The 25513-nt window shown below is 53.3% G+C and carries 22 protein-coding genes; 11 read left to right on the top strand and 11 right to left on the bottom strand.

What is annotated here, in order from left to right; genetic code table 11:
* The 5 genes from araA to rluA all read left to right on the top strand — a co-directional run bounded on the left by araA (window position 1) and on the right by rluA (window position 8651).
* Entirely contained in the window at window positions 1-1503 is a 1503-nt protein-coding gene (gene araA / locus WES_RS17520) for an L-arabinose isomerase (protein WP_016159396.1), read from the top strand.
* A 284-nt stretch (window positions 1504-1787) separates the two neighbouring features.
* Window positions 1788-2483, top strand: coding sequence for an L-ribulose-5-phosphate 4-epimerase (gene araD / locus WES_RS17525; RefSeq protein ID WP_016159397.1), 696 nt, complete (start codon window positions 1788-1790; stop codon window positions 2481-2483).
* A 74-nt stretch (window positions 2484-2557) separates the two neighbouring features.
* The gene (gene polB, locus WES_RS17530) at window positions 2558-4909 is read left to right on the top strand and encodes a DNA polymerase II (protein ID WP_016159398.1); all 2352 of its coding nucleotides are present in this window, start codon (window positions 2558-2560) and stop codon (window positions 4907-4909) included.
* A gap of 164 nt (window positions 4910-5073) precedes the next feature.
* Window positions 5074-7980, top strand: coding sequence for an RNA polymerase-associated protein RapA (gene rapA / locus WES_RS17535; RefSeq protein ID WP_016159399.1), 2907 nt, complete (start codon window positions 5074-5076; stop codon window positions 7978-7980).
* 11 nt (window positions 7981-7991) lie between these two features.
* Complete coding sequence (gene rluA, locus WES_RS17540) at window positions 7992-8651, top strand: bifunctional tRNA pseudouridine(32) synthase/23S rRNA pseudouridine(746) synthase RluA (RefSeq protein WP_016159400.1); 660 nt, start codon at window positions 7992-7994, stop codon at window positions 8649-8651.
* A gap of 81 nt (window positions 8652-8732) precedes the next feature.
* On the opposite strand, the gene djlA is transcribed toward rluA, so the two are convergent.
* Window positions 8733-9548, bottom strand: a complete 816-nt coding sequence (gene djlA, locus WES_RS17545; protein WP_001200584.1) for a co-chaperone DjlA — start codon at window positions 9546-9548, stop codon at window positions 8733-8735.
* A gap of 254 nt (window positions 9549-9802) precedes the next feature.
* Between djlA and lptD the strand changes: the two genes are divergently transcribed.
* Genes lptD through apaH form a run of 6 tightly spaced genes read left to right on the top strand, consistent with a single transcriptional unit; the run spans window position 9803 to window position 16541 of the window.
* Window positions 9803-12160 carry an LPS assembly protein LptD gene (gene lptD, locus WES_RS17550; protein WP_000746181.1) on the top strand — a complete coding sequence of 786 codons (2358 nt, stop codon included), beginning with the start codon at window positions 9803-9805 and terminating at the stop codon, window positions 12158-12160.
* A 52-nt stretch (window positions 12161-12212) separates the two neighbouring features.
* Window positions 12213-13499, top strand: coding sequence for a peptidylprolyl isomerase SurA (surA, locus tag WES_RS17555; protein ID WP_000800488.1), 1287 nt, complete (start codon window positions 12213-12215; stop codon window positions 13497-13499).
* On the top strand, window positions 13499-14488 hold the full coding sequence (gene pdxA / locus WES_RS17560) for a 4-hydroxythreonine-4-phosphate dehydrogenase PdxA (RefSeq protein WP_016159401.1): 990 nt from the start codon (window positions 13499-13501) through the stop codon (window positions 14486-14488). Before surA ends, pdxA begins: the two co-directional genes overlap by 1 nt.
* The gene (gene rsmA / locus WES_RS17565) at window positions 14485-15306 is read left to right on the top strand and encodes a 16S rRNA (adenine(1518)-N(6)/adenine(1519)-N(6))-dimethyltransferase RsmA (protein WP_001042779.1); all 822 of its coding nucleotides are present in this window, start codon (window positions 14485-14487) and stop codon (window positions 15304-15306) included. Before pdxA ends, rsmA begins: the two co-directional genes overlap by 4 nt.
* 2 nt (window positions 15307-15308) lie before the next feature.
* Entirely contained in the window at window positions 15309-15686 is a 378-nt protein-coding gene (apaG, locus tag WES_RS17570; RefSeq protein WP_000610905.1) for a Co2+/Mg2+ efflux protein ApaG, read from the top strand.
* Window positions 15687-15692: 6 nt separating this feature from the next.
* The gene (gene apaH / locus WES_RS17575) at window positions 15693-16541 is read left to right on the top strand and encodes a bis(5'-nucleosyl)-tetraphosphatase (symmetrical) ApaH (RefSeq protein WP_016159402.1); all 849 of its coding nucleotides are present in this window, start codon (window positions 15693-15695) and stop codon (window positions 16539-16541) included.
* On the opposite strand, the gene WES_RS17580 is transcribed toward apaH, so the two are convergent.
* The 10 genes from WES_RS17580 to WES_RS17620 form a co-directional block, all read right to left on the bottom strand.
* The gene (locus tag WES_RS17580; protein WP_001160966.1) at window positions 16538-16852 is read right to left on the bottom strand and encodes a CcdB family protein; all 315 of its coding nucleotides are present in this window, start codon (window positions 16850-16852) and stop codon (window positions 16538-16540) included. The two genes, apaH and WES_RS17580, sit on opposite strands and share 4 nt — an antisense overlap.
* Window positions 16853-16854: 2 nt before the next feature.
* Entirely contained in the window at window positions 16855-17088 is a 234-nt protein-coding gene (locus WES_RS17585) for a type II toxin-antitoxin system CcdA family antitoxin (RefSeq protein ID WP_000125566.1), read from the bottom strand.
* Between the two features lie 85 nt (window positions 17089-17173).
* A complete protein-coding gene (gene folA / locus WES_RS0120955) occupies window positions 17174-17653 on the bottom strand; it encodes a type 3 dihydrofolate reductase (RefSeq protein ID WP_000624375.1) in 480 nt (159 codons plus the stop codon).
* 194 nt (window positions 17654-17847) lie between these two features.
* Window positions 17848-19707 carry a glutathione-regulated potassium-efflux system protein KefC gene (gene kefC, locus WES_RS17590; protein ID WP_000377118.1) on the bottom strand — a complete coding sequence of 620 codons (1860 nt, stop codon included), beginning with the start codon at window positions 19705-19707 and terminating at the stop codon, window positions 17848-17850.
* Window positions 19700-20230, bottom strand: a complete 531-nt coding sequence (gene kefF, locus WES_RS17595; RefSeq protein ID WP_000600739.1) for a glutathione-regulated potassium-efflux system oxidoreductase KefF — start codon at window positions 20228-20230, stop codon at window positions 19700-19702. Before kefF ends, kefC begins: the two co-directional genes overlap by 8 nt.
* A 110-nt stretch (window positions 20231-20340) precedes the next feature.
* A complete protein-coding gene (locus WES_RS17600; protein ID WP_016159404.1) occupies window positions 20341-21672 on the bottom strand; it encodes an MFS transporter in 1332 nt (443 codons plus the stop codon).
* A 58-nt stretch (window positions 21673-21730) separates the two neighbouring features.
* On the bottom strand, window positions 21731-22018 hold the full coding sequence (gene fixX / locus WES_RS17605) for a ferredoxin-like protein FixX (protein ID WP_016159405.1): 288 nt from the start codon (window positions 22016-22018) through the stop codon (window positions 21731-21733).
* Complete coding sequence (locus WES_RS17610) at window positions 22015-23301, bottom strand: FAD-dependent oxidoreductase (RefSeq protein WP_016159406.1); 1287 nt, start codon at window positions 23299-23301, stop codon at window positions 22015-22017. The genes fixX and WES_RS17610 overlap by 4 nt, the downstream gene beginning before the upstream one ends.
* Window positions 23302-23351: 50 nt before the next feature.
* Window positions 23352-24293: an electron transfer flavoprotein subunit alpha/FixB family protein gene (locus WES_RS17615; RefSeq protein ID WP_016159407.1), complete on the bottom strand. Its 942-nt coding sequence runs from the start codon at window positions 24291-24293 to the stop codon at window positions 23352-23354.
* Between the two features lie 14 nt (window positions 24294-24307).
* Window positions 24308-25078, bottom strand: coding sequence for an electron transfer flavoprotein FixA (locus WES_RS17620; protein ID WP_016159408.1), 771 nt, complete (start codon window positions 25076-25078; stop codon window positions 24308-24310).
* Between the last annotated feature and the right edge of the window lie 435 nt (window positions 25079-25513).

The following is a 25513-nucleotide window of genomic DNA, read 5'->3' as shown; positions in this document are numbered from 1 at the left end:
ATGACGATTTTTGATAATTATGAAGTGTGGTTTGTCATTGGTAGCCAGCATCTGTATGGCCCGGAAACCCTGCGTCAGGTCACCCAACATGCCGAGCACGTTGTTAATGCGCTAAATACAGAAGCGAAACTGCCCTGCAAACTGGTGCTGAAACCGCTGGGCACCACGCCGGATGAAATCACCGCAATTTGCCGCGACGCCAATTACGACGATCGTTGCGCCGGTCTGGTGGTGTGGCTGCACACCTTCTCCCCGGCAAAAATGTGGATCAACGGCCTGACCATGCTCAACAAACCGTTGCTGCAATTCCACACCCAGTTCAACGCGGCGCTGCCGTGGGACAGCATCGACATGGACTTTATGAACCTGAACCAGACCGCGCACGGCGGCCGCGAGTTCGGCTTCATCGGCGCGCGTATGCGTCAGCAACATGCCGTCGTTACCAGTCACTGGCAGGATAAACAAGCGCATGAGCGTATCGGCTCCTGGATGCGCCAGGCGGTCTCTAAACAGGATACCCGTCATCTGAAAGTCTGCCGTTTTGGCGATAACATGCGTGAAGTGGCGGTCACTGACGGCGATAAAGTTGCCGCACAGATCAAGTTCGGTTTCTCGGTGAATACCTGGGCGGTTGGCGATCTGGTGCAGGTGGTGAACTCCATCAGCGATGGCGATGTTAACGCGCTGGTCGATGAGTATGAAAGCAGCTACATCATGACGCCTGCCACACAAATCCACGGCGAAAAACGGCAGAACGTGCTGGAAGCGGCACGTATTGAGCTGGGGATGAAGCGTTTCCTGGAACAAGGTGGCTTCCACGCGTTCACCACCACCTTTGAAGATTTGCACGGTCTGAAACAGCTTCCTGGTCTGGCCGTACAGCGTCTGATGCAGCAGGGCTACGGCTTTGCGGGCGAAGGCGACTGGAAAACTGCCGCCCTGCTTCGCATCATGAAGGTGATGTCAACCGGTCTGCAGGGCGGCACTTCCTTTATGGAAGACTACACCTATCACTTCGAGAAAGGTAATGACCTGGTGCTCGGCTCCCATATGCTGGAAGTCTGCCCGTCGATCGCCGCAGAAGAGAAACCGATCCTCGACGTTCAGCACCTTGGCATTGGCGGTAAAGACGATCCTGCCCGCCTGATCTTCAACACCCAAACCGGTCCGGCCATTGTCGCCAGCCTGATTGATCTCGGCGATCGTTATCGTCTGCTGGTTAACTGCATCGACACGGTGAAAACCCCGCACTCCCTGCCGAAACTGCCGGTAGCGAATGCGTTGTGGAAAGCACAGCCGGATCTGCCAACTGCTTCCGAAGCGTGGATCCTCGCTGGTGGCGCGCACCATACCGTCTTCAGCCATGCGCTGAACCTCAACGATATGCGCCAGTTCGCCGAGATGCACGACATTGAAATCACGGTGATTGATAACGACACCCGCCTGCCAGCGTTTAAAGACGCGCTGCGCTGGAACGAAGTGTATTACGGATTTCGTCGCTAATTAGCCGCATCGGGCTTTCAACGCCTGATGCGACGCTGGCGCGTCTTATCAGGCCTACGCGCTGAGATTTTGTAGGCCGGATAAGAAAAACACATTCGGCATTCAGCGCCTGATGCGACGCTGATGCGTCTTATCAGGCCTACGCGCTGCAATTTTGTAGGCCGGATAAGCAAAGCGCATCCGGCATTCAGCGCCTGATGCGACGCAGGCGCGTCTTATCAGGCCTACATGCTGCGATTTTGTAAGCCGGATAAGCAAAGCGCATCTGGCACGAAGGAGTTAACATGTTAGAAGATCTCAAACGTCAGGTATTAGAAGCCAATCTGGCGCTGCCAAAACACAACCTGGTCACGCTGACCTGGGGCAACGTCAGCGCCGTTGATCGCGAGCGCGGCGTCTTTGTGATCAAACCTTCCGGCGTCGATTACAGCACCATGACCGCCGACGATATGGTCGTGGTCAGTATCGCAACCGGTGAAGTGGTTGAAGGCAAGAAAAAACCCTCCTCCGACACGCCAACTCACCGGTTGCTCTATCAGGCATTCCCGTCCATTGGCGGCATTGTGCATACGCACTCCCGCCACGCCACCATCTGGGCGCAGGCAGGTCAGTCGATTCCGGCAACCGGCACCACCCACGCCGACTATTTCTACGGCACCATTCCCTGTACGCGTAAAATGACCGATGCGGAAATCAACGGTGAATATGAGTGGGAAACCGGTAACGTCATCGTTGAAACTTTCAAAAAACAGGGGATCGACGCGGCGCAAATGCCAGGCGTACTGGTGCATTCTCACGGTCCATTTGCGTGGGGTAAAAATGCCGAAGATGCGGTGCACAACGCCATCGTGCTGGAAGAAGTCGCTTATATGGGGATTTTCTGCCGCCAGTTAGCGCCGCAGTTACCGGATATGCAACAAACGTTGCTGGATAAGCACTATCTGCGTAAGCATGGCGCAAAAGCCTATTACGGCCAGTAATGACTGTATAAAACCACAGCCAGTCAACCAAAACCAGGCTATACTCAAGCCTGGTTTTTTATTGGATTTTCAACGTGGCGCAGGCAGGTTTTATCTTAACCCGACACTGGCGGGATACCCCGCAAGGAACCGAAGTTTCCTTTTGGTTAGCGACGGACAACGGGCCGTTGCAGGTTACGCTTGCGCCGCAAGAGTCCGTGGCGTTTATTCCTGCCGATCACGTTCCCCGCGCTCAACAAATTTTACGTGGCGAGCAAGGTTTTCGCCTGACGCCGCTGGCGTTAAAGGATTTTCACCGTCAGCCGGTGTATGGCCTTTACTGTCGCGCCCATCGCCAGTTGATGAATTACGAGAAGCGCCTGCGTGAAAGTGGCGTTACCGTTTACGAGGCCGATGTGCGCCCGCCTGAACGCTATCTGATGGAGCGGTTTATTACCGCTCCGGTGTGGGTCGAGGGTGATTTGCGTGATGGCGCTATCGTTAATGCCCGTCTGAAACCGCATCCCGACTACCGCCCGCCGCTCAAGTGGGTCTCTATAGATATTGAAACCACCCGTCACGGCGAGCTGTACTGTATCGGCCTGGAAGGTTGCGGGCAGCGCATCGTTTATATGCTGGGGCCAGAGAATGGCGACGCTTCCTCACTTGATTTCGAACTGGAGTACGTCGCCAGCCGTCCGCAACTGCTGGAAAAACTCAACGCCTGGTTTGCAAACCACGATCCCGATGTGATCATCGGCTGGAACGTGGTGCAGTTCGATCTGCGAATGCTGCAAAAACATGCCGAGCGTTATCGTATTCCGCTGCGGCTGGGGCGCGATAACAGTGAGCTGGAGTGGCGCGAGCACGGCTTTAAAAACGGCGTCTTTTTTGCCCAGGCTAAAGGTCGACTAATTATCGACGGTATCGAGGCGCTGAAATCCGCGTTCTGGAATTTCTCTTCATTCTCGCTGGAAACCGTCGCTCAGGAGCTATTAGGCGAAGGAAAATCTATCGATAACCCGTGGGATCGAATGGACGAAATTGACCGCCGTTTCGCCGAAGATAAACCTGCGCTGGCAACTTATAACCTGAAAGATTGCGAGCTGGTGACGCAGATCTTCCACAAAACCGAAATCATGCCGTTTTTGCTCGAACGGGCGACGGTTAACGGCCTGCCGGTAGACCGCCACGGTGGTTCGGTGGCGGCGTTTGGTCATCTCTATTTCCCGCGAATGCATCGCGCCGGATATGTCGCGCCCAATCTCGGCGAAGTTCCACCGCACGCCAGCCCTGGCGGCTACGTGATGGATTCGCGACCAGGGCTGTATGATTCGGTGCTGGTGCTGGACTACAAAAGCCTGTACCCATCGATCATCCGCACCTTTCTGATTGATCCCGTCGGGCTGGTGGAAGGCATGGCGCAGCCCGATCCAGAGCACAGTACCGAAGGTTTTCTCGAAGCCTGGTTCTCGCGGGAAAAACATTGCCTGCCGGAGATTGTGACTAACATCTGGCACGGGCGCGATGAAGCCAAACGTCAGGGCAATAAGCCGCTGTCGCAGGCACTGAAAATCATCATGAATGCCTTTTATGGCGTGCTTGGTACGACCGCCTGCCGCTTCTTCGATCCGCGCCTGGCGTCGTCGATCACCATGCGTGGTCATCAGATCATGCGGCAAACCAAAGCGTTAATTGAAGCGCAAGGCTATGACGTGATCTATGGTGATACCGACTCAACGTTTGTCTGGCTGAAAGGCGCTCATTGCGAAGAAGAGGCGGCGAAAATCGGTCGCGCACTGGTACAGCACGTTAACGCCTGGTGGGCGGAAACGCTGCAAAAACAACGGCTGACCAGTGCGCTGGAACTGGAGTATGAAACTCATTTCTGCCGTTTTCTGATGCCAACTATTCGCGGAGCCGATACCGGCAGTAAGAAGCGATACGCCGGACTGATTCAGGAGGGCGACAAGCAGCGGATGGTGTTTAAAGGGCTGGAAACCGTGCGTACCGACTGGACACCACTGGCTCAGCAGTTTCAGCAGGAGCTGTATTTGCGCATCTTTCGCAACGAGCCATATCAGGATTATATCCGCGAAACCATCGACAAACTGATGGCAGGTGAACTGGATGCACGGCTGGTTTACCGTAAACGCCTTCGCCGCCCACTGAGCGAATATCAGCGTAATGTGCCGCCTCATGTACGCGCCGCCCGGCTTGCCGATGAAGAAAACCAAAAGCGCGGACGCCCCTTGCAATATCAGAACCGTGGCACCATTAAATATGTCTGGACCACTAACGGCCCGGAGCCGCTGGACTATCAACGTTCACCGCTGGATTACGAACACTATCTGACTCGCCAGCTTCAACCGGTGGCGGAAGGAATACTCCCCTTTATTGAGGATAATTTTGCTACACTTATGACCGGGCAACTTGGGCTATTTTGAGCAAAAAAAAGAGTTCGCCAGATACCATTTTGATGCGTGACGAATCCTTTGCCATCCAGTACCATAGCGCCCTTTCCATTCCTGGACCTGAATAACGCCACTACCACATAAGCCCGGTAGCGGGTAGTTATTGCCTGCAATTAAAGATATAGAGCCGAACACATATGCCTTTTACACTTGGTCAACGCTGGATCAGCGATACAGAAAGCGAATTGGGACTTGGAACCGTTGTCGCGGTGGATGCGCGAACTGTCACTCTGCTTTTCCCATCTACTGGTGAAAACCGTCTGTACGCACGCAGTGATTCCCCCGTGACCCGCGTGATGTTCAACCCTGGTGATACCATTACCAGCCACGACGGCTGGCAGATGCAAGTCGAAGAAGTAAAAGAAGAAAATGGCTTGCTGACCTATATCGGTACTCGCCTGGATACTGAAGAAGCCGGCGTGCCCCTGCGCGAAGTTTTCCTTGATAGCAAACTGGTGTTCAGCAAACCGCAAGACCGCCTGTTTGCCGGGCAGATCGACCGTATGGATCGCTTTGCGCTGCGTTATCGCGCACGTAAGTATTCCAGCGAACAGTTCCGTATGCCGTACAGCGGCCTGCGCGGTCAGCGTACCAGCCTGATCCCGCACCAGCTCAACATCGCTCATGATGTTGGTCGCCGCCATGCGCCGCGCGTCCTGCTGGCTGACGAAGTAGGTTTAGGGAAAACCATTGAAGCCGGGATGATCCTGCATCAGCAGTTGCTCTCTGGCGCTGCAGAACGCGTATTGATCATCGTGCCAGAAACTTTACAGCATCAGTGGCTGGTAGAAATGCTGCGCCGTTTCAACCTGCGCTTTGCCCTGTTTGATGATGAGCGTTACGCCGAAGCCCAGCACGATGCCTACAACCCGTTCGACACCGAACAGCTGGTGATTTGCTCGCTGGATTTTGCCCGTCGCAGCAAACAGCGTCTGGAACATCTCTGTGAAGCTGAGTGGGATCTACTGGTAGTCGACGAAGCGCACCACCTGGTGTGGAGCGAAGATGCACCAAGCCGTGAATATCAGGCCATTGAACAACTGGCAGAGCATGTGCCTGGCGTTCTGTTGCTGACTGCGACCCCGGAACAACTGGGGATGGAAAGCCACTTCGCCCGTCTGCGTCTGCTGGACCCGAACCGTTTCCACGATTTCGCGCAATTCGTTGAAGAGCAGAAAAATTATCGTCCGGTTGCGGACGCCGTTGCCATGCTGCTGGCAGGTAACAAACTGAGCAATGACGAACTGAACATGCTCGGTGAGATGATCGGCGAACAGGATATCGAGCCGCTGTTGCAAGCAGCAAACAGCGACAGCGAAGATGCCCAGAGCGCCCGTCAGGAGCTGGTTTCGATGCTGATGGATCGCCACGGCACCAGCCGTGTGCTGTTCCGTAACACCCGTAACGGTGTGAAAGGCTTCCCGAAACGCGAGCTGCACACCATTAAGCTGCCGCTGCCGACGCAGTATCAGACGGCTATTAAAGTGTCTGGCATTATGGGCGCACGTAAAAGTGCGGAAGACCGCGCCCGCGATATGCTCTACCCGGAGCGTATTTATCAGGAATTTGAAGGCGATAATGCCACCTGGTGGAACTTCGACCCGCGCGTTGAGTGGCTGATGGGCTATCTGACCAGCCATCGCTCACAGAAAGTGCTGGTGATCTGCGCTAAAGCCGCCACCGCGCTGCAACTGGAGCAGGTGCTGCGCGAGCGTGAAGGTATTCGCGCAGCGGTGTTCCACGAAGGCATGTCGATTATCGAACGTGACCGCGCAGCCGCATGGTTCGCCGAAGAAGATACCGGCGCACAAGTGCTGCTGTGCTCGGAAATCGGTTCTGAAGGGCGTAACTTCCAGTTCGCCAGCCACATGGTAATGTTCGATCTGCCGTTCAACCCAGACCTGCTGGAACAGCGTATTGGTCGTCTGGATCGTATCGGTCAGGCGCACGATATTCAGATCCACGTACCTTATCTGGAGAAAACCGCTCAGTCAGTGCTGGTGCGCTGGTATCACGAGGGTCTGGATGCCTTCGAGCACACCTGCCCGACCGGACGCACTATTTACGACAGCGTGTATAACGATCTGATTAACTATCTGGCTTCACCCGATCAAACCGAAGGCTTTGATGAGCTGATCAAAAACTGCCGCGAGCAGCATGAAGCCCTGAAAGCACAGCTGGAGCAGGGGCGTGACCGCCTGCTGGAGATCCACTCCAACGGTGGCGAAAAAGCCCAGGCACTGGCAGAAAGCATTGAAGAGCAGGATGACGATACCAACCTGATCGCCTTCGCCATGAATCTGTTCGATATTATTGGTATCAATCAGGACGATCGCGGCGACAACATGATCGTGCTGACACCGTCCGATCACATGCTGGTGCCGGACTTCCCGGGTCTGTCGGAAGATGGCATCACCATCACCTTTGATCGTGAAGTGGCGCTGGCGCGTGAAGATGCGCAGTTTATTACCTGGGAACATCCGCTGATCCGCAACGGGCTGGATCTGATCCTTTCTGGCGATACCGGTAGCAGCACGATTTCACTGTTGAAAAATAAAGCGTTGCCGGTAGGTACGCTGTTGGTGGAGCTGATTTACGTGGTTGAAGCACAAGCGCCGAAGCAGTTGCAGCTTAACCGCTTCCTGCCGCCGACGCCGGTACGTATGCTGTTGGATAAAAACGGCAACAACCTGGCGGCACAGGTAGAGTTTGAAACCTTTAACCGTCAGCTTAACGCGGTTAACCGTCACACTGGCAGCAAGCTGGTTAACGCCGTGCAGCAAGAGGTTCACGCTATCCTGCAACTGGGTGAAGCGCAGATTGAGAAGTCTGCCCGTGCACTGATCGATGCGGCGCGTAACGAAGCTGACGAAAAACTGTCTGCGGAACTGTCGCGTCTGGAAGCACTGCGTGCAGTGAACCCGAACATTCGTGACGACGAACTGACCGCCATTGAGAGCAACCGTCATCAGGTGATGGAAAGCCTGGATCAGGCAGGCTGGCGTCTGGATGCCCTGCGTTTAATCGTTGTGACGCATCAGTAACGGAGTCGAAAATGGGGATGGAAAACTACAATCCACCGCAGGAACCCTGGCTGGTTATCCTGTATCAGGATGACCACATTATGGTGGTCAACAAGCCGAGCGGTTTGTTGTCTGTGCCGGGACGTCAGGAAGAGCACAAAGACAGCGTGATGACGCGCATTCAGCGTGATTATCCGCAGGCAGAATCGGTGCATCGTCTGGATATGGCCACCAGCGGCGTGATTGTAGTGGCGCTGACCAAAGCGGCGGAACGGGAATTAAAACGCCAGTTCCGCGAGCGCGAGCCGAAAAAGCAGTATGTGGCTCGCGTCTGGGGGCATCCATCCCCTGCGGAAGGTCTGGTGGATCTGCCGTTGATTTGCGACTGGCCAAACCGCCCGAAACAGAAAGTCTGTTACGAAACGGGTAAGCCTGCGCAGACAGAATATGAAGTGGTGGATTATGCGGCGGATAACACGGCAAGAGTGGTGTTAAAGCCGATTACCGGACGTTCGCATCAGCTACGTGTGCATATGCTGGCGCTGGGTCATCCGATTCTCGGCGATCGTTTTTATGCTTCACCAGAAGCCAGGGAGATGGCACCTCGTTTGCTGCTACATGCAGAGATGTTGACGATTACCCATCCGGCATATGGCAATAGTATGACGTTTAAGGCGCCTGCGGATTTTTAATAGTCACGCTGGTGCAGTTCGGTAGGCCGGATAAGGCGTTCACGCCGCATCCGGCCTACAATGTCTGACTCGCCCTGAAACTTATTTAAATCCTTTCTGCTGCTTTATCAGCTCATACGCCTGCTGAATTTCCTGCGCTTTTTGCTTCGCCATCTCCATCATCTCTGGCGGTAAACCTTTCGCTACCAGCTTATCGGGATGGTGTTCGCTCATCAGCTTACGGTAGGCACGTTTAATGGTGGTTGCATCATCCGTCGGCTTCACGCCCAGCACGTTACAGGCATCTTCCAGCGTCGGGCCACGCTGCGCTTGCTGCCAGTTACCACCGCCAGACTGCTGCTGATAACCGCCGCCAAATTGCGCTCCGCCCTGCATCATGCGCAGAAACTGGTCAAACTGGGCGCGGGAGATCCCCAACTCTTCAGCAATCACATACAACACCGCCCGTTCGTTTGGATGCAGTGAACCATCGGCAAATGCGGCCTGAATCTGGATCTCAAGAAACATACGAATTAAGTCAAAACGACCAAAGCAGACACTGCGAAACTGACGCATCTTTTCGCGCAGCGGGTAATTGTCTGATTTTCCCACCCGGAATGCATTTTGCGCCGCAGTACGGGAAGCACCGTGTAAATTCATCCGATCCATGAGCAATGTGGCAATATGAATATCAGCCTCAGTAACACGTCCTTTGGATTTGGTTAAATGCCCCATCACTTCAAAAGTGGTGGCAAAAAACAGCGCCTGACGCTCGCGCTGGTTGGCGAACCACGCCATTTTGCGGCTGCGGGCTTTATCAAACATATGGCCGATTAACAGACCTAATACAACGCCCCAAAAGCCGCCGCCCATCAGTAAGGCCACGGCCACGCCTATGATTTTTCCCCAATACTGCATATATTCCCCAAATCGACACACGGATATCAGGGCTATCTCCCACAATATAAAGGTGCTTTTACCGTTTTCCGGCTGCGGTCAATTGTGGGACATCGCCTATAATTTGCATTATCATACCTGTCATTCAATGCCGTGCCTAACACCACTGACGCTATTCGGACAGGATTAACACTAGCGTAGAGATGACGAGTACGTTAGTCTCTGACCGTTTGTCACGCGCAACGTTACCGATGATGGAACAATAAAATCAACGTATGAAAAAACGTATCCCCACTCTCCTGGCCACCATGATTGCCACCGCCCTTTATAGTCAACAGGGACTGGCAGCCGACCTCGCCTCACAGTGCATGTTGGGCGTGCCAAGCTATGACCGTCCTCTGGTACAGGGCGATACTAACGACTTACCCGTGACGATTAATGCTGACCACGCAAAGGGGAATTACCCCGATGACGCCGTGTTTACTGGCAGCGTAGATATCATGCAGGGTAACAGCCGTCTGCAGGCCGACGAAGTGCAGCTCCATCAAAAAGAGGCACCAGGACAACCGGAGCCGATACGTACTGTTGATGCGCTCGGTAATGTCCATTACGACGATAACCAGGTGATCCTCAAAGGGCCGAAAGGCTGGGCGAATCTGAACACCAAAGATACCAACGTCTGGGAAGGTGATTACCAGATGGTGGGTCGCCAGGGTCGTGGTAAAGCGGACCTGATGAAACAACGTGGCGAAAACCGCTACACCATTCTGGATAACGGTAGCTTTACTTCCTGTTTGCCAGGTTCTGATACCTGGAGCGTGGTAGGTAGCGAAATTATTCATGACCGCGAAGAACAAGTTGCGGAGATCTGGAACGCCCGCTTTAAGGTGGGTCCGGTTCCGATCTTTTACAGCCCGTATTTGCAGTTGCCGGTGGGTGATAAACGCCGTTCTGGTTTCTTGATCCCGAACGCCAAATACACCACCACCAACTACTTTGAGTTCTATCTGCCATATTACTGGAACATCGCGCCAAATATGGATGCCACCATCACGCCGCATTATATGCATCGTCGTGGCAACATCATGTGGGAGAACGAATTCCGTTATCTCACCCAGGCAGGCGCAGGCTTGATGGAACTGGATTATCTGCCTTCGGATAAAGTCTATGAAGATGAACATCCAGAAGATAGCAATTCACGCCGTTGGTTGTTCTACTGGCAACACTCCGGAGTGATGGACCAGGTTTGGCGCTTTAACATCGACTACACCAAAGTCAGCGACCCGACCTATTTCAACGATTTTGATAATAAATATGGTTCCAGTACCGATGGTTACGCAACGCAAAAATTCAGCGTTGGCTATGCGGTGCAGAACTTTGACGCTACGCTTTCAACCAAACAATTCCAGGTCTTTGACGATAACAGTGGCAACAGCTACGCCGCTGAACCGCAGTTAGACGTCAACTACTACCATAACGATCTCGGTCCGTTTGATACCCGCATCTATGGTCAGGCTGTGCATTTTGTAAATACCAATAGCAATATGCCAGAAGCCACACGTCTGCACCTTGAACCGACGATTAATCTCCCGTTGTCGAATAACTGGGGTAGTCTGAATACCGAAGCCAAACTGATGGCGACGCACTATCAGCAGACCAATCTTGACTGGTATAACAGCAATCCGCAAAACAATAAGTTGGCAGATTCTGTTAACCGTGTAATGCCGCAATTTAAAGTTGACGGCAAAATGGTCTTCGAGCGCGATATGGAAATGCTGGCACCGGGTTACACCCAGACGCTGGAACCGCGCGCACAATATTTGTATGTGCCGTATCGCGATCAGAGCGACATCTACAACTACGACTCGTCTCTGCTGCAATCTGACTACTCTGGCCTCTTCCGGGATCGGACTTACGGTGGTCTTGACCGTATTGCTTCTGCTAACCAGGTGACGACCGGTGTCACAACTCGCGTATATGATGACGCAGCCGTTGAACGTTTTAATATTTCCGTTGGTCAAATCTACTATTTCACGGAGTCTCGCACTGGCGATGACAACATAACATGGGAGAATGACGACAAAACGGGATCACTGGTGTGGGCAGGCGACACCTACTGGCGCATTTCCGAACGTTGGGGACTGCGTGGCGGGATTCAGTACGACACTCGCCTGGATAACGTGGCGACCAGTAGTTCCAGCATTGAATATCGCCGGGATGAAGACCGTCTGGTACAGCTGAACTACCGTTACGCCAGCCCGGAATATATTCAGGCTACGCTGCCTAAGTACTATTCCACTGCCGAGCAGTACAAAAACGGTATTTCGCAGGTAGGCGCAGTCGCCAGCTGGCCAATCGCCGATCGTTGGTCAATTGTCGGGGCTTACTACTACGACACCAATGCGAACAAGCAAGCCGACTCTATGTTAGGCGTGCAATACAGCTCCTGCTGCTATGCGATTCGCGTCGGTTACGAGCGGAAGCTGAACGGTTGGGATAACGATAAACAACATGCGGTATATGACAACGCAATCGGCTTTAACATCGAACTTCGCGGCCTGAGCTCTAACTACGGTCTCGGTACGCAAGAGATGCTGCGTTCGAACATTCTGCCGTATCAAAACTCTTTGTGATTTGTTGATTTACCACGTAATCCGCAGTGCGGTTAATTGAAATGGAAAAAGTATGAAGAACTGGAAAACGCTGCTTCTCGGTATCGCGATGATCGCGAATACCAGTTTCGCTGCCCCCCAGGTAGTCGATAAAGTCGCAGCCGTCGTCAATAACGGCGTCGTGCTGGAAAGCGACGTTGATGGATTAATGCAGTCGGTAAAAATGAATGCCGCCCAGGCAAGGCAGCAACTTCCTGATGACGCGACGCTGCGCCACCAAATCATGGAGCGTTTGATCATGGATCAAATCCTCTTGCAGATGGGGCAGAAAATGGGAGTGAAAATCTCCGATGAGCAGCTCGATCAGGCGATTGCCAATATTGCCAAACAGAACAATATGACGCTGGATCAGATGCGCAGCCGTCTGGCCTACGATGGTCTGAACTACAACACCTATCGTAACCAGATCCGCAAAGAGATGATTATCTCTGAAGTGCGTAACAACGAAGTGCGTCGTCGCATCACCATCCTGCCGCAGGAAGTTGAAGCTCTGGCGCAACAAGTCGGTAATCAAAACGATGCCAGCACTGAGCTGAACTTAAGCCACATCCTGATCCCGCTGCCGGAAAACCCGTCTTCTGAGCAGGTAAACGAAGCGGAAACGCAGGCGCGTGCCATTGTCGATCAGGCTCGTAACGGCGCTGATTTCGGTAAACTGGCGATCGCTCACTCTGCCGATCAGCAGGCGCTGAACGGCGGTCAGATGGGCTGGGGTCGTATTCAGGAACTGCCGGGAATTTTCGCCCAGGCGTTAAGCACGGCGAAGAAAGGCGATATTGTTGGTCCGATTCGTTCTGGCGTTGGCTTCCATATCCTGAAAGTTAACGACCTGCGCGGCGAAAGCAAAAATATCTCGGTGACCGAAGTTCATGCTCGCCATATTCTGCTAAAACCGTCGCCGATCATGACTGACGAACAGGCCCGCGTGAAACTGGAACAAATTGCAGCGGACATCAAGAGTGGTAAAACAACTTTTGCTGCCGCAGCGAAAGAGTTCTCTCAGGATCCTGGCTCTGCCAACCAGGGCGGCGATCTTGGCTGGGCAACGCCAGATATTTTCGATCCGGCCTTCCGTGACGCGTTGACCCGCCTGAATAAAGGTCAAATGAGTGCACCGGTTCACTCTTCATTCGGCTGGCATTTAATCGAACTGCTGGATACCCGTAATGTCGATAAAACCGACGCTGCGCAGAAAGATCGTGCTTATCGTATGCTGATGAACCGTAAGTTCTCGGAAGAAGCAGCAAGCTGGATGCAGGAACAACGCGCCAGCGCCTACGTTAAAATCCTGAGCAACTAATGGTTAAAACCCAACGTGTTGTGATCACTCCCGGCGAACCCGCCGGGATTGGCCCGGACTTAGTTGTCCAGCTTGCACAGCGTGAGTGGCCGGTCGAACTGGTTGTTTGTGCCGATGCCACTCTCCTTACCGACCGGGCAGCGATGCTCGGTTTGCCGCTTACTCTCCGCCCTTATTCCCCAGACTCCCCTGCACAACCGCAAACTGCGGGCACATTAACGCTACTTCCTGTCGCGCTACGATCACCTGTGACTGCGGGGCAATTAACGGTTGAAAATGGGCATTACGTGGTAGAGACGCTGGCGCGAGCGTGTGATGGCTGTCTGAACGGTGAATTTGCCGCACTGATTACCGGCCCCGTGCATAAAGGCGTCATTAACGACGCTGGTATTCCCTTTACCGGTCATACCGAGTTTTTCGAAGAGCGTTCGCAGGCGAAAAAAGTGGTGATGATGCTGGCAACCGAAGAACTTCGCGTGGCGCTGGCAACGACCCATTTACCGCTGCGCGATATCGCAGATGCTATCACCCCTGCGCTTTTGCACGAAGTGATTGCTATTTTGCATCACGATTTGCGGACCAAATTTGGTATTGCCGAACCGCGCATTCTGGTCTGCGGCCTTAATCCGCACGCGGGAGAAGGCGGTCATATGGGCACGGAAGAGATAGACACCATTATTCCGGTGCTCGACGAGTTACGGGCGCAGGGGATGAAACTCAACGGGCCTTTGCCTGCCGATACCCTGTTTCAGCCTAAATATCTCGACAACGCCGACGCGGTGCTGGCGATGTACCACGATCAGGGGCTTCCCGTGCTAAAATACCAGGGCTTCGGGCGCGGTGTGAACATTACGCTGGGCCTGCCCTTTATTCGCACATCGGTTGACCACGGCACCGCGCTGGAACTGGCGGGACGTGGTAAAGCCGATGTCGGCAGTTTTATTACGGCGCTTAATCTCGCCATCAAAATGATTGTTAATACCCAATGAATAAACGAGTCCACCAGGGCCACTTAGCCCGTAAACGCTTCGGGCAAAACTTTCTCAACGATCAGTTCGTGATCGACAGCATTGTTTCTGCCATTAACCCGCAGAAGGGTCAGGCGATGGTCGAAATCGGCCCCGGTCTGGCAGCGTTGACCGAGCCGGTCGGCGAACGTCTGGATCAACTGACGGTCATCGAACTTGACCGCGATCTGGCGGCACGTCTGCAAACGCATCCGTTCTTAGGCCCGAAACTGACGATTTATCAGCAGGATGCGATGACCTTTAACTTCGGTGAGCTGGCCGAGAAAATGGGGCAGCCGCTACGAGTTTTCGGTAACCTGCCGTATAACATCTCCACGCCGTTGATGTTCCATCTGTTTAGCTATACTGATGCCATTGCCGACATGCACTTTATGTTGCAAAAAGAGGTGGTGAATCGTCTGGTTGCAGGACCGAACAGCAAAGCGTATGGTCGATTAAGCGTCATGGCGCAATATTATTGCAACGTGATCCCGGTGCTGGAAGTACCGCCATCAGCCTTTACACCACCACCAAAAGTGGATTCCGCCGTCGTGCGCCTGGTTCCTCATGCAACGATGCCTTACCCGGTTAAAGATGTTCGCGTGTTAAGCCGTATCACCACCGAAGCCTTTAACCAGCGTCGTAAAACCATTCGTAACAGCCTCGGCAACCTGTTTAGCGTTGAGGTGTTAACGGGAATGGGCATCGACCCGGCGATGCGAGCGGAAAATATCTCTGTCGCGCAATATTGCCAGATGGCGAACTATCTGGCGGAGAACGCGTCTTTGCAGGAGAGTTAACGATGATCAATTCGCCCCGAGTGTGTATTCAGGTTCAAAGTGTTTACATTGAAGCGCAATCTTCACCTGATAATGAACGTTACGTTTTTTCTTATACCGTAACCATACGCAACCTGGGGCGAGCGCCAGTGCAGTTGTTGGGGCGTTACTGGCTGATCACCAACGGCAATGGCCGTGAAACCGAAGTCCAGGGCGAAGGTGTGGTGGGCGTTCAGCCGCATATCGCCCCTGGCGAAGAGTACCAGTACACCAGCGGTGCGATTATTGAAACACCGATGGGCACCATGCAGGGTCACTACGAAATGATCGATGAAAATGGCGTTCCATTCAGCATCGACATTCCTGTATTCCGACTCTCCGTTCCAATACTTATTCATTAAAATAATATGGCGACATACCTTATTGGCGACGTTCATGGTTGTTACGATGAACTGATCGCATTGCTGCATAAAGTGGAATTTACCCCTGGGAAAGATACCCTCTGGCTGACGGGCGACCTGGTCGCGCGTGGGCCTGGTTCGCTTGATGTTCTGCGCTATGTAAAATCCTTAGGCGACAGCGTGCGTCTGGTTCTGGGTAATCACGATCTGCATCTGCTGGCGGTATTCGCCGGGATCAGCCGCAATAAACCGAAAGATCGCCTGACACCGCTGCTGGAAGCGCCGGACGCCGACGAGCTGCTTAACTGGCTGCGTCGCCAGCCTCTGCTGCAAATCGACGAAGAGAAAAAACTGGTGATGGCTCACGCGGGGATCACGCCGCAGTGGGACTTAGAGACAGCCAAAGAGTGTGCTCACGACGTAGAAGCAGTATTGTCGAGTGACTCCTATCCTTTCTTCCTCGACGCCATGTACGGCGACATGCCAAACAACTGGACGCCAGAGTTACGTGGTCTGGCGCGACTGCGCTTTATCACCAACGCTTTTACCCGTATGCGTTTTTGCTTCCCGAACGGTCAACTGGATATGTACAGCAAAGAGTCGCCAGAAGACGCGCCAGCACCGTTGAAACCGTGGTTTACCATTCCAGGGCCAGTTAGCGAAGAGTACAGCATTGTGTTTGGTCACTGGGCATCGTTGGAAGGAAAAGGCACGCCAGAAGGCATTTACGCGCTGGATACAGGATGCTGCTGGGGCGGGACATTAACCTGCCTGCGCTGGGAAGATAAACAGTATTTTGTCCAGCCGTCGAACCGGCATAAGGATTTGGGCGAAGGAGAGGCGGTCGCGTCTTAAATCCCGTCGAGCATAAAATCTAATGCTCCTTTAATCAACGTTCGGTGCGCGCTGGCATCGCAAAATTTCGTTCCCAGCGCGTTAACTGGAACAGTGGCAGTCTCATGCGTCATGAGCACATATTCTTTGCCATCTACCAGTAAAAGGATTGGGTTAAGCCGTTCTGGTGGGCGAATACGGCTAAATCGTTCAATAGGTGTTAATGGAATAACGATACGGCGATTAATCTCACCAATAATGTCGCTGGTAACATCGATAACAAAGGGAAACGCGGCGTTCCTGCCGCGACTGCGGTATACCGTAAATTGCATCGCTAGAAGCTCCGGTACTCATCAGAGAAACATCCGGTTTCATCAGCCAATTGATTTAACGCAGCGATAGCTTCTGCGTTCTCTTCACGCCAACGTGTTGCTGCATGTTTTTTAAGTTCAGCATTGAGCGCAACCGTAAGGGTGGCGCTCATATTTAACCCTGCATCACGAGCGCGATTGACTAACTCACGGTCGACGGTGACGGTCACACTTTGTGTGGTACGTTTTGCAGTCATGATATCGTGCTCCTGTACAATTTATACGTCTAGTATACACGGATATCTGCACGTATCAGTGATGCCGGAATTCTAATATACAGAATTACCGCCGCTCCAGAATCTCAAAGCAATAGCTGTGAGAGTTCTGCGCATCGGCGTCGTGGAATTCGCTGAATACCGATTCCCAGTCATCCGGCTCGTAATCCGGGAAATGGGTGTCGCCTTCCACTTCTGCGTCGATATGCGTCAGATACAGTTTTTGCGCTTTGGGCAGGAACTGCTCATAAACGCGACCACCGCCAATCACCATGATTTCTGGTACGTCACCACACGCCGCGATGGCTTCATCCACCGATTTCACCCACGTTACGCGATCGTCCGTACCCGGTTGACTGCTGAGGATAATATTTTTGCGTCCTGGCAGAGGACGACCGATGGATTCCCAGGTATGGCGGCCCATAATCACGGGTTTATTTAAAGTGTTGCGTTTAAACCAGGCGAGATCGGCAGGCAGGTTCCACGGCATGGCGTTTTCCATGCCGATAACGCGATCTACCGCTAACGCCGCAATCAGACTGATCATTGAGATTTCCCGATAAAAAAAATTGTCGCCACTATACGTAAAGCGTAAACCGTCGTCGACTGGTGCGAGGATGATGTTGAGGAAAATTTTATATTCTGCTGGCGAGTCCACGCTATGCCCCTGGACTCGCCTCATTACAGTTGCGCAAAAACAAACAGTTAGTTGTAAAGCGTGTGCTACATCACACTTTCTGATTACGATGGCTTAGTTTCTGGCTCATCCGCCATGTTGCCGGTATGTTTGCCTTCTTCGGTTCCCTGCCAGCCATGCCGCTGAATTAATGACAGATGTTCACGATCCTCAGTAATAATCTCGCTTAACATCGCGCTGGTGCGTTTATAGACTGCCGCGCGGGCTTTGGTGTCGTTTTCGCCCATTGCCATCTCTTCCACCATCTGAATATTAAAGCGGCGGAACACATCCGCGCGTTCTCGCGCTTCATATGGCCCAAGACCTAAACTTTCCAGCGCCAGCCGCCCTGTTTTCAGCGCGCCTTCGAAAGTTTCACGCTCCGGCTTTTCAACGCCAGCCTGGCGCAAACGAATGTAGTGATCGACATCGCGGGCGCGGGCAATAATCTGCAAATGGGGAAAATGCTCCTTCACCATCTCCGTCAGTTGCAGATTGGTTTGCGGATCGTCGATGGCGTTAATCAGCACTTCTGCTTTCGCCGCTCCGGCAGATTCCAGTAAATCCATCCGCGTGGCATCGCCGTAAAACACTTTCATGCCGAATTTGCGCAACGTTTCGATATGGTCAGGATCGTGATCGAGCACCACCATTTTTACCCCACTGGAGAGCAGTAAACGTCCGGTGATCTGCCCAAAACGTCCAAATCCGGCAACAATAACCCGTGGCTGTTCTTCGTCAATCTCATCGGCTTCACGCGCTTCTTCAGTAGAAGATTGCTCAAGGCGATTGAGGATCACCAGCAGAATCGGCGTTGCCGCCATCGACAGCGCCACCGCCAGGGTCAGCGATTTCGCCCACTCCGGCTCCAGCACATTTGCCATCTGCGCCGCACCAAACACCACAAAGGCAAACTCACTGCCCTGCCCTAACAGCACCGCAAACCAGCGACGCTGTTTATTCGGCACCTGTAATGGTCGGGCAATCAGCCACAACATGGCGATTTTGATGATGAGGAAACCAAGCAGCAAAATGACAATGCGTAATGGATTTTCAAGCAGCGTGCCAAAGTCTATCGACATGCCAACGCCAATGAAAAACAGCCCCAGCAGCAAACCTTTGAAGGGTTCGATATCGCTTTCCAGCGCATGACGGTATTCCGAGCTTGCCAGCAGTACGCCCGCCAGAAACGCGCCCATCGCCATCGACAAGCCAACCTCTTCCAGCAACAAACCAAAGCCAAACACGAGGAATAACGCCACGGCACTGAATACTTCCCGCAAGCCAGAGCGGGCAACAAAACGCAGCGCCGGACGCGTGACATAGCGCCCCAGCAATACCACCAGCACCAGTGCACCCGCCACTTTTAATGCCGAGAGAGCAAATGCGCCCATCGTCGTCGAGGCGCTGCTCGCCGCCAGTAGCGGGATCATCGCTACCAGCGGGATTGCGGCAATATCCTGGAACAGCAGTACCGCAAAGGCGCTGCGTCCCATCTGCGTCACCATTAGGTTACGCTCATTCATCGCCTGCATGGCTATCGCCGTAGAGGAGAGCGCCAGCGTCATGCCGATCAGTTCCGCTACCTGCCAGCGCAGCCCAAGTAACATGCAGAATAGCCCCAGCAGGCCGCCACAAATCACCATCTGCAACGCGCCACCACCGAACACCGCCGCACGCAGCTTCCACAGCCTTTGTGGGTCGAGTTCGAGGCCAATGATAAACAGCATCAGCACCACGCCGATTTCAGCAAAGTGCAGGATAGATTCGGCATCGGTCACCAGCCGCAGCCCCCACGGGCCAATAATACAACCCGCGATCAGGTAGCCAAGTACCGATCCCAGACCAAGACGTACCGCAATGGGGACAATCAGCGCCGCTGAACCGAGATAAATCAGCGCCTGAATCAGCGTATGACTATCCATGATGTGCCTCCTGCCATTCCAGCAGACGTTGCTTATAGTGACGCGCCTGCCCTTCGAGGGTTTCGTCGTCACAAATAAAGGTGCAGTGCATGGCAAACGGTGGCAGCCAGTTCAGCCCGCAGTAAATCGCCGTCGCCTGTAGCGGCTGCGACAGCACATCAAAGCCCGGATGATCGCCAATCTCAAAATGGCTTTCCCCGCCGCCGGTCGTCACCGCCCACAGCAAATGTTTGCCATGCAGCGCCGTACCGCCGTGACCGTAAGCCCAGCCGTGCGAGAGGACTTTATCGATCCAAAGTTTAAGGAGCGGTGGAATGCTGTACCACTGCATCGGGTGCTGCCAGACGATCAGATCGGCGCGAGACAGCGCCTCTTGCTCGGCGGCAATATCGATATTGAAGTCAGGATAGAGTTGATAAAGAGAGCGAATTTCGACGCCTTCCAGCGTCCTTGCCTGTTCAAGCATCCGTTTATTCGCATGGGAATGATGCGGATACGGATGCGCATAAATTATGAGGATCATAGTTATTAGCCCGCGTGTTTACGCCTTTGTTTTCCCACAAAGTGTAGTCACATATTCACGCGGCTTATAGTCAATAATATTGATTCAGAAAAGAGAGAAATCTGAACAAATTACCCCATTCGCTGCCTGCGGATGGTCATATTGCTGGTCTGCGCCAGTGACATCCCACGGGTTTCCGGGGCAAACGCTACGGAAATCAACAAGCCAAACAGCGAGATCCCCGCCCCCATCAGCATCGTGTTACTGATACCGTAATTATTGATAAAGATCGGCAGCGCCCAAGTTGAAACAATGGTGCCAATCCGACTCAGAGACATAATCACCCCCACGGCAGAAGCGCGGATATCCGTCGGGAAGAGTTCATTAGGATAGAGCCACTGCAAATTACCCGGCCCGCCAGAGAAAAAGGCATACACCGCGAACGCCATCACCACCAGCCAAATCCCCATATCCGGGATCAGCCCCAAAACCGCCAGCGCCAGCGTCATCATGGCAAAGCTGCCAATCAACAATGGACGCCGTCCGGCAGTGTTTAGCCACAGCATCGGCGGAATACAGCCGAGCATAAAGAACAGGCTAATCACCACGTTCCCCAGTGCCGCGTTTTTGCCAACCCCCAATCCCAACAAACCAACGATTTGCGGGCCAAAGGTGTAAATGGCGAACATTGGGATCACCTGGCAGGTCCAGATGGCGGCAACAAACAGAACAAAAGGAAAATGGCGGCGATTAAACAGATCGCGAAAACGGGTTTGCTGTGGCTGCTCTTCATCGAAAGCCACCGGTTCGCCAAACAGTTTGATCATCATCTCTTCGCACTCTTTTACTCGCCCTTTGCGTAGCAGCCAGCGGGGAGATTCAGGCAGTTCGAATCGACCAATCAAAATCAACAAACAGGGGATCGCCGCGCTACCCAACATCCAGCGCCAACCACCTTCCACATCATAAAGCCAGTAACCGACCAGATCGGCGCAGGTCGCGCCGACATACCACATGGCGGCGATAAAGCTGATGGAGAACGCCCGCTGACGGGTGCTGGAGAACTCGGTGATCATTGAGGTGGCGATGGGATAATCCGCGCCAATGACAATGCCGATGAGTACCCGCATCACCAGCAGTTCGACGGGGGATGAGACAAACATCGTCGCCACCGATATCACGCCGATGGCGATGATATCAATGAGGAACATTTTGCGCCGTCCGACTTTATCGGAGATATAGCCAAACAGCGATGTGCCAACGAACAGCCCGGCGAGCGTTCCCGCGCCCAGCAAGCCAATCCAGTCGGCGTCCAGTTTCAGCGCCGGAGTCAGTTGCTCCAACGCCACGCCAATCATTACCAGTACGTAACCATCCAGAAACGGACCACCGCTTCCCCACAGCAAAATGCGGCGGTGAATAGAGGAGAATTTGAGATCGTCAAAGTTTCTGGACGGTTGCATGGGTTATTCCTGTTTTTTTGCAATGAGAGTCAGTACGGCGTTACGTATCAAACCAACATCAGCCGTAACGGAACTCCACACCAAAGGTGCCGCGCGGGTATTCCCACTGTTCCAGCGCCGACCCCAGCCCCAGAATGCGACAGGTGCCGCACTCCAGACATCCGGCGTAATCGAAGCGCACACTGCCGTCATCCTGCTTCTTGTACAGACCTGCGGGGCACGCTTTCACCAGCAGCTCCAGCGCCTGTTTATCAGCATCAACCTTCACAACAATGTGCGGATGCTCTTCATCGACATTGAATTTATTGACGCCCAGTTTGACGTCCACATTGACGGGAGAAGTCATAAAACGGTCACTCCTTTCATGCCATCCTTGATTAGGTTGATGAAGCCCACTTTCTTACCGTGGCGGAGGATTTTCTTGCGCATCAGTTCCGGCGCGCTGCCGTCAATGGTGAACAGGTCACGCGCCACGCCCACCGCCAGTTCCGGGTAGCCGCTAAACATGCGTGGGTTATCAAGGAACGCCGGTAGTTTTTGGTACATGCGCATATCGCGCAGCGGGCCACTCTCCAGATGTTGACGATATTCCGCCAGTTTCTGCTTACTGAAATCGTCGCTTTTCATCGCTGAAAGCACAGTTTTTGCTGCTGCTTCCCCGGCGGCAATCGCCAGATCCATACCGCGAATGGTAAAACCGAGGTTCATACACATTCCGGCGGCATCACCCGCAATCAATACGCCGTCACCAACCAACTCCGGCAGCATGTTGATGCCTGCTTCCGGCACTACGTGAGCGGAATATTCCACCAGCTTGCCGCCCGCAATCAGCGGTGCAACTGCCGGATGCTGTTTGAAATCTTCCAGCATTTGCGGCACCGATTTTTTCGCGTCATGCAGATGATGGAGACCACAAACCAGCCCCAGCGACAGAGTGTTTTCATTGGTATAAAGGAAGCCGCCGCCCATCAGGCCATCGGTGGGGGAACCCGCAAACAGGCAGGCCGCGCCCTGATTACCCTGCAACTGAAAACGGTCTTCGAGAACCGACTTCGGTAACTCGATCAGTTCCTTCACGCCAACCGCCACATCCGTCGGTTTAACGCGTTTTGCCATCCCCAGCTTTTCGGCAAGGATGGAGTTCACCCCGTCAGCAAGGATCACCGTTTTTGCTTCAATCACATCGCCATCGGCTTCTACGCCGACAACTTTGCCATCGCGCTGTACGAGGTTATCGACGCGGATCCCGGTAATTAACTGCGCGCCCGCTTCTTCGGCCTGCTCCATCAACCAGGCATCAAATTTACTGCGCAAAACGGAGTAAGAACGCTGGGATGGCGAGGTTTCGTCACCGTTGCAGTAGTCCATAGTCATCGCTGACTTTTCCGTCATAAACGCGAGTTTTTCATGGGTGATCAGGCGTTCTACGGGGGCGGATTCGGCGAAACCTGGAATAATGTGTTCCAGACTGTGGGCATAGAGACGCCCGCCGGTGACGTTCTTGGCACCTGCGGAATTGCCACGCTCGATAACTAACACTTGCGCCCCTTCGCGGGCGAGCACCAGTGCGGCAACCGAACCGGCAAGCCCTGCACCGACGATGATGGCGTCAAAGATATCTTCGGACATAAGAGCTCCCTGTCAGCGGCAGAGCCGAAATGCAGCCCTGCCAGAGTGGATCAACGCGCTAAAGCTGCGGTCAGCGCCGGAAGGATCTTCACGGCGTCGCCAACAATGCCGTAATCCGCGTACTGGAAGATCGGCGCATTTTTATCTTTGTTGATGGCAAAAATGGTTTGCGACGCATTCGCGCCAACCATGTGCTGGATCTGCCCGGAGATCCCCACCGCCAGGTACAGTTCAGGCTTCAGCATCAGGTTGGAGATACCGACATAGCATTCGTGCTCCATCCATTTCTCGTTTTCCGCCACCGGACGAGAACAGGCCAGCTCCGCGCCTATCGCCTGGCAAAGTTGCTCTGCCAGCGCAATGTTCTCTTTGCAGCCAATACCGCGACCGACGCTGACCACCAGGCGGGCTTTGTCGAGATCGACGCTGTTGCTCTGGCGCGCCTGGGTTGCCGTGCGGGTAATCGCCACAGCCGGAGCCTGCCACTCCACGGTGTGCGTTTCGCCTGTACGTGACGCGTCCGGCTGAGCCGCATCGAACGTACCGCTGCTGATAGTCAGTACCGCATACGGCGAGGCAATACGTTCTTCGCCAATCGCCAGACCGCCGTAAACCATGTGTTTCACTGCCGCTTTACCGTCCTGCACACTGACGGCGCTGGCATCGTTAGAAACCGCCGCTTTAAGGCGGTAACCCAGTTTCGCCGCCAGTAATTTGCCGCGACGGGTGTTTGGCAGCAGCACCAGGCCGTCTGCACCGTGCTGGCGAATAGTGTCAGCCATGACACCGGCGTAATCTTCGATCATCCGATCGTCCGGTTTGCCGCTTAATTTCCAGACATGATTAGCGCCAAGCTGGATTGCCTGTGCGCCGTCGGCATCACTCAGGACAAAGGTATTGATTTGATTAGCTAAAGTCTGCGCACCGTTCATCAGTTCCGGCAGACGAGAAGGGGTATCGCTGAATACCCAGACTTGAGAAAACGTGTTCATAGCATCCCCTGTAATTAAATGACTTTGCGAAGATTTTCAGCAAATGCGGCGATCTGTTCTTCGCCGTCGCCTTCAATCACGATGCGTTGACGCTCGCGCTGTTTCGGCGCGGCAACCTGTTGTTCAGACCAGGCTGCCTGTGCGTTAAAACCGATATCCGCCGCCGACCACACCTGAACTGGCTTTTTCGCCGCGCCGAGAATGGCTTTCATCGAAGGAATTTGTGGGGAATTGATATCAGTGGAAACAGCAACAACCGCAGGCAGCGGAATGCTTAACGTTTCTGTTTCATCTTCCAGTTCGCGCTCAACGGTGAGGGTATCTGCCGTCAGGGAGAGGATTTTGCTGACGCCGTTAACTGCCGGAATATTGAGGATTTCGCCCACCAGCAACCCAACCTGCTGGGCATAAAGGTCAGAAGAACCATCGCCGCAGAGGATCAGATCAAAGCCTGCTTTCTGGGCAGCCGCAGCCAGTGCGGTCGCAGTTTGTTGCGGCAGTGCCTGCTCGAACTGATCATCAATCACTACAATCAGTTCATCCGGGCCGCGCGACAACACATCTTTACGCCCTTTGGCGTTGGTCAGGGCTTTACCGCCCACACTTAAGGCCGTCACCTGCGCCTCTGCCGCCTGCTGTTTTAACTGGCAAGCCGCTTCAATAGCGTTCAGATCGTATTGGCTTATTTTGGCATCGGCTTTACTGAAGTCTAATGAACCATCAGCATTATTGATCGCAATATCCTGTTCATCAGGCACGCACTTATAGCAAGTAATAATCTTCATTGCATCTCCAGAAATCATGAAGGAAACGTCGTTCATATCGGTGGTGTTAATTACAGATATCACGCCATTTAATTCCGGAATAAAACTTTAATCACCAATATTGAAAATGTCACACGCAGATAAATCCAACTTTCAATATTGTTAAGTTCCTCACCAATATTGAAAACACGGCGTAGAAAAAGAAATTTTCAATATTGTTTTATGGATCACCAATATTGAAAGTCAGATGCTATTTTTTTACTCACAATCAAACATAATAAATTGATTAACAAGGAATATTTACATAAAAACACTCTGTTTCCACCCGATAATAAAACGTGACTATCATCACAGAATACGGCCAACTGAATACCCATTATGAGTTAGCCATCAACGCGTTCACGAGGTTAATAATAATTATATTAAATGTTAACAAAAATAAAACAAACGGGAACG

Source organism: Escherichia sp. KTE31 (assembly GCF_000407925.1).
GTDB classification, from domain to species: Bacteria; Pseudomonadota; Gammaproteobacteria; order Enterobacterales; family Enterobacteriaceae; genus Escherichia; species Escherichia ruysiae.
The sequence above is the reverse complement of the archived record's forward strand: the minus strand, read 5'-3'. Positions and strand labels throughout refer to the sequence as shown.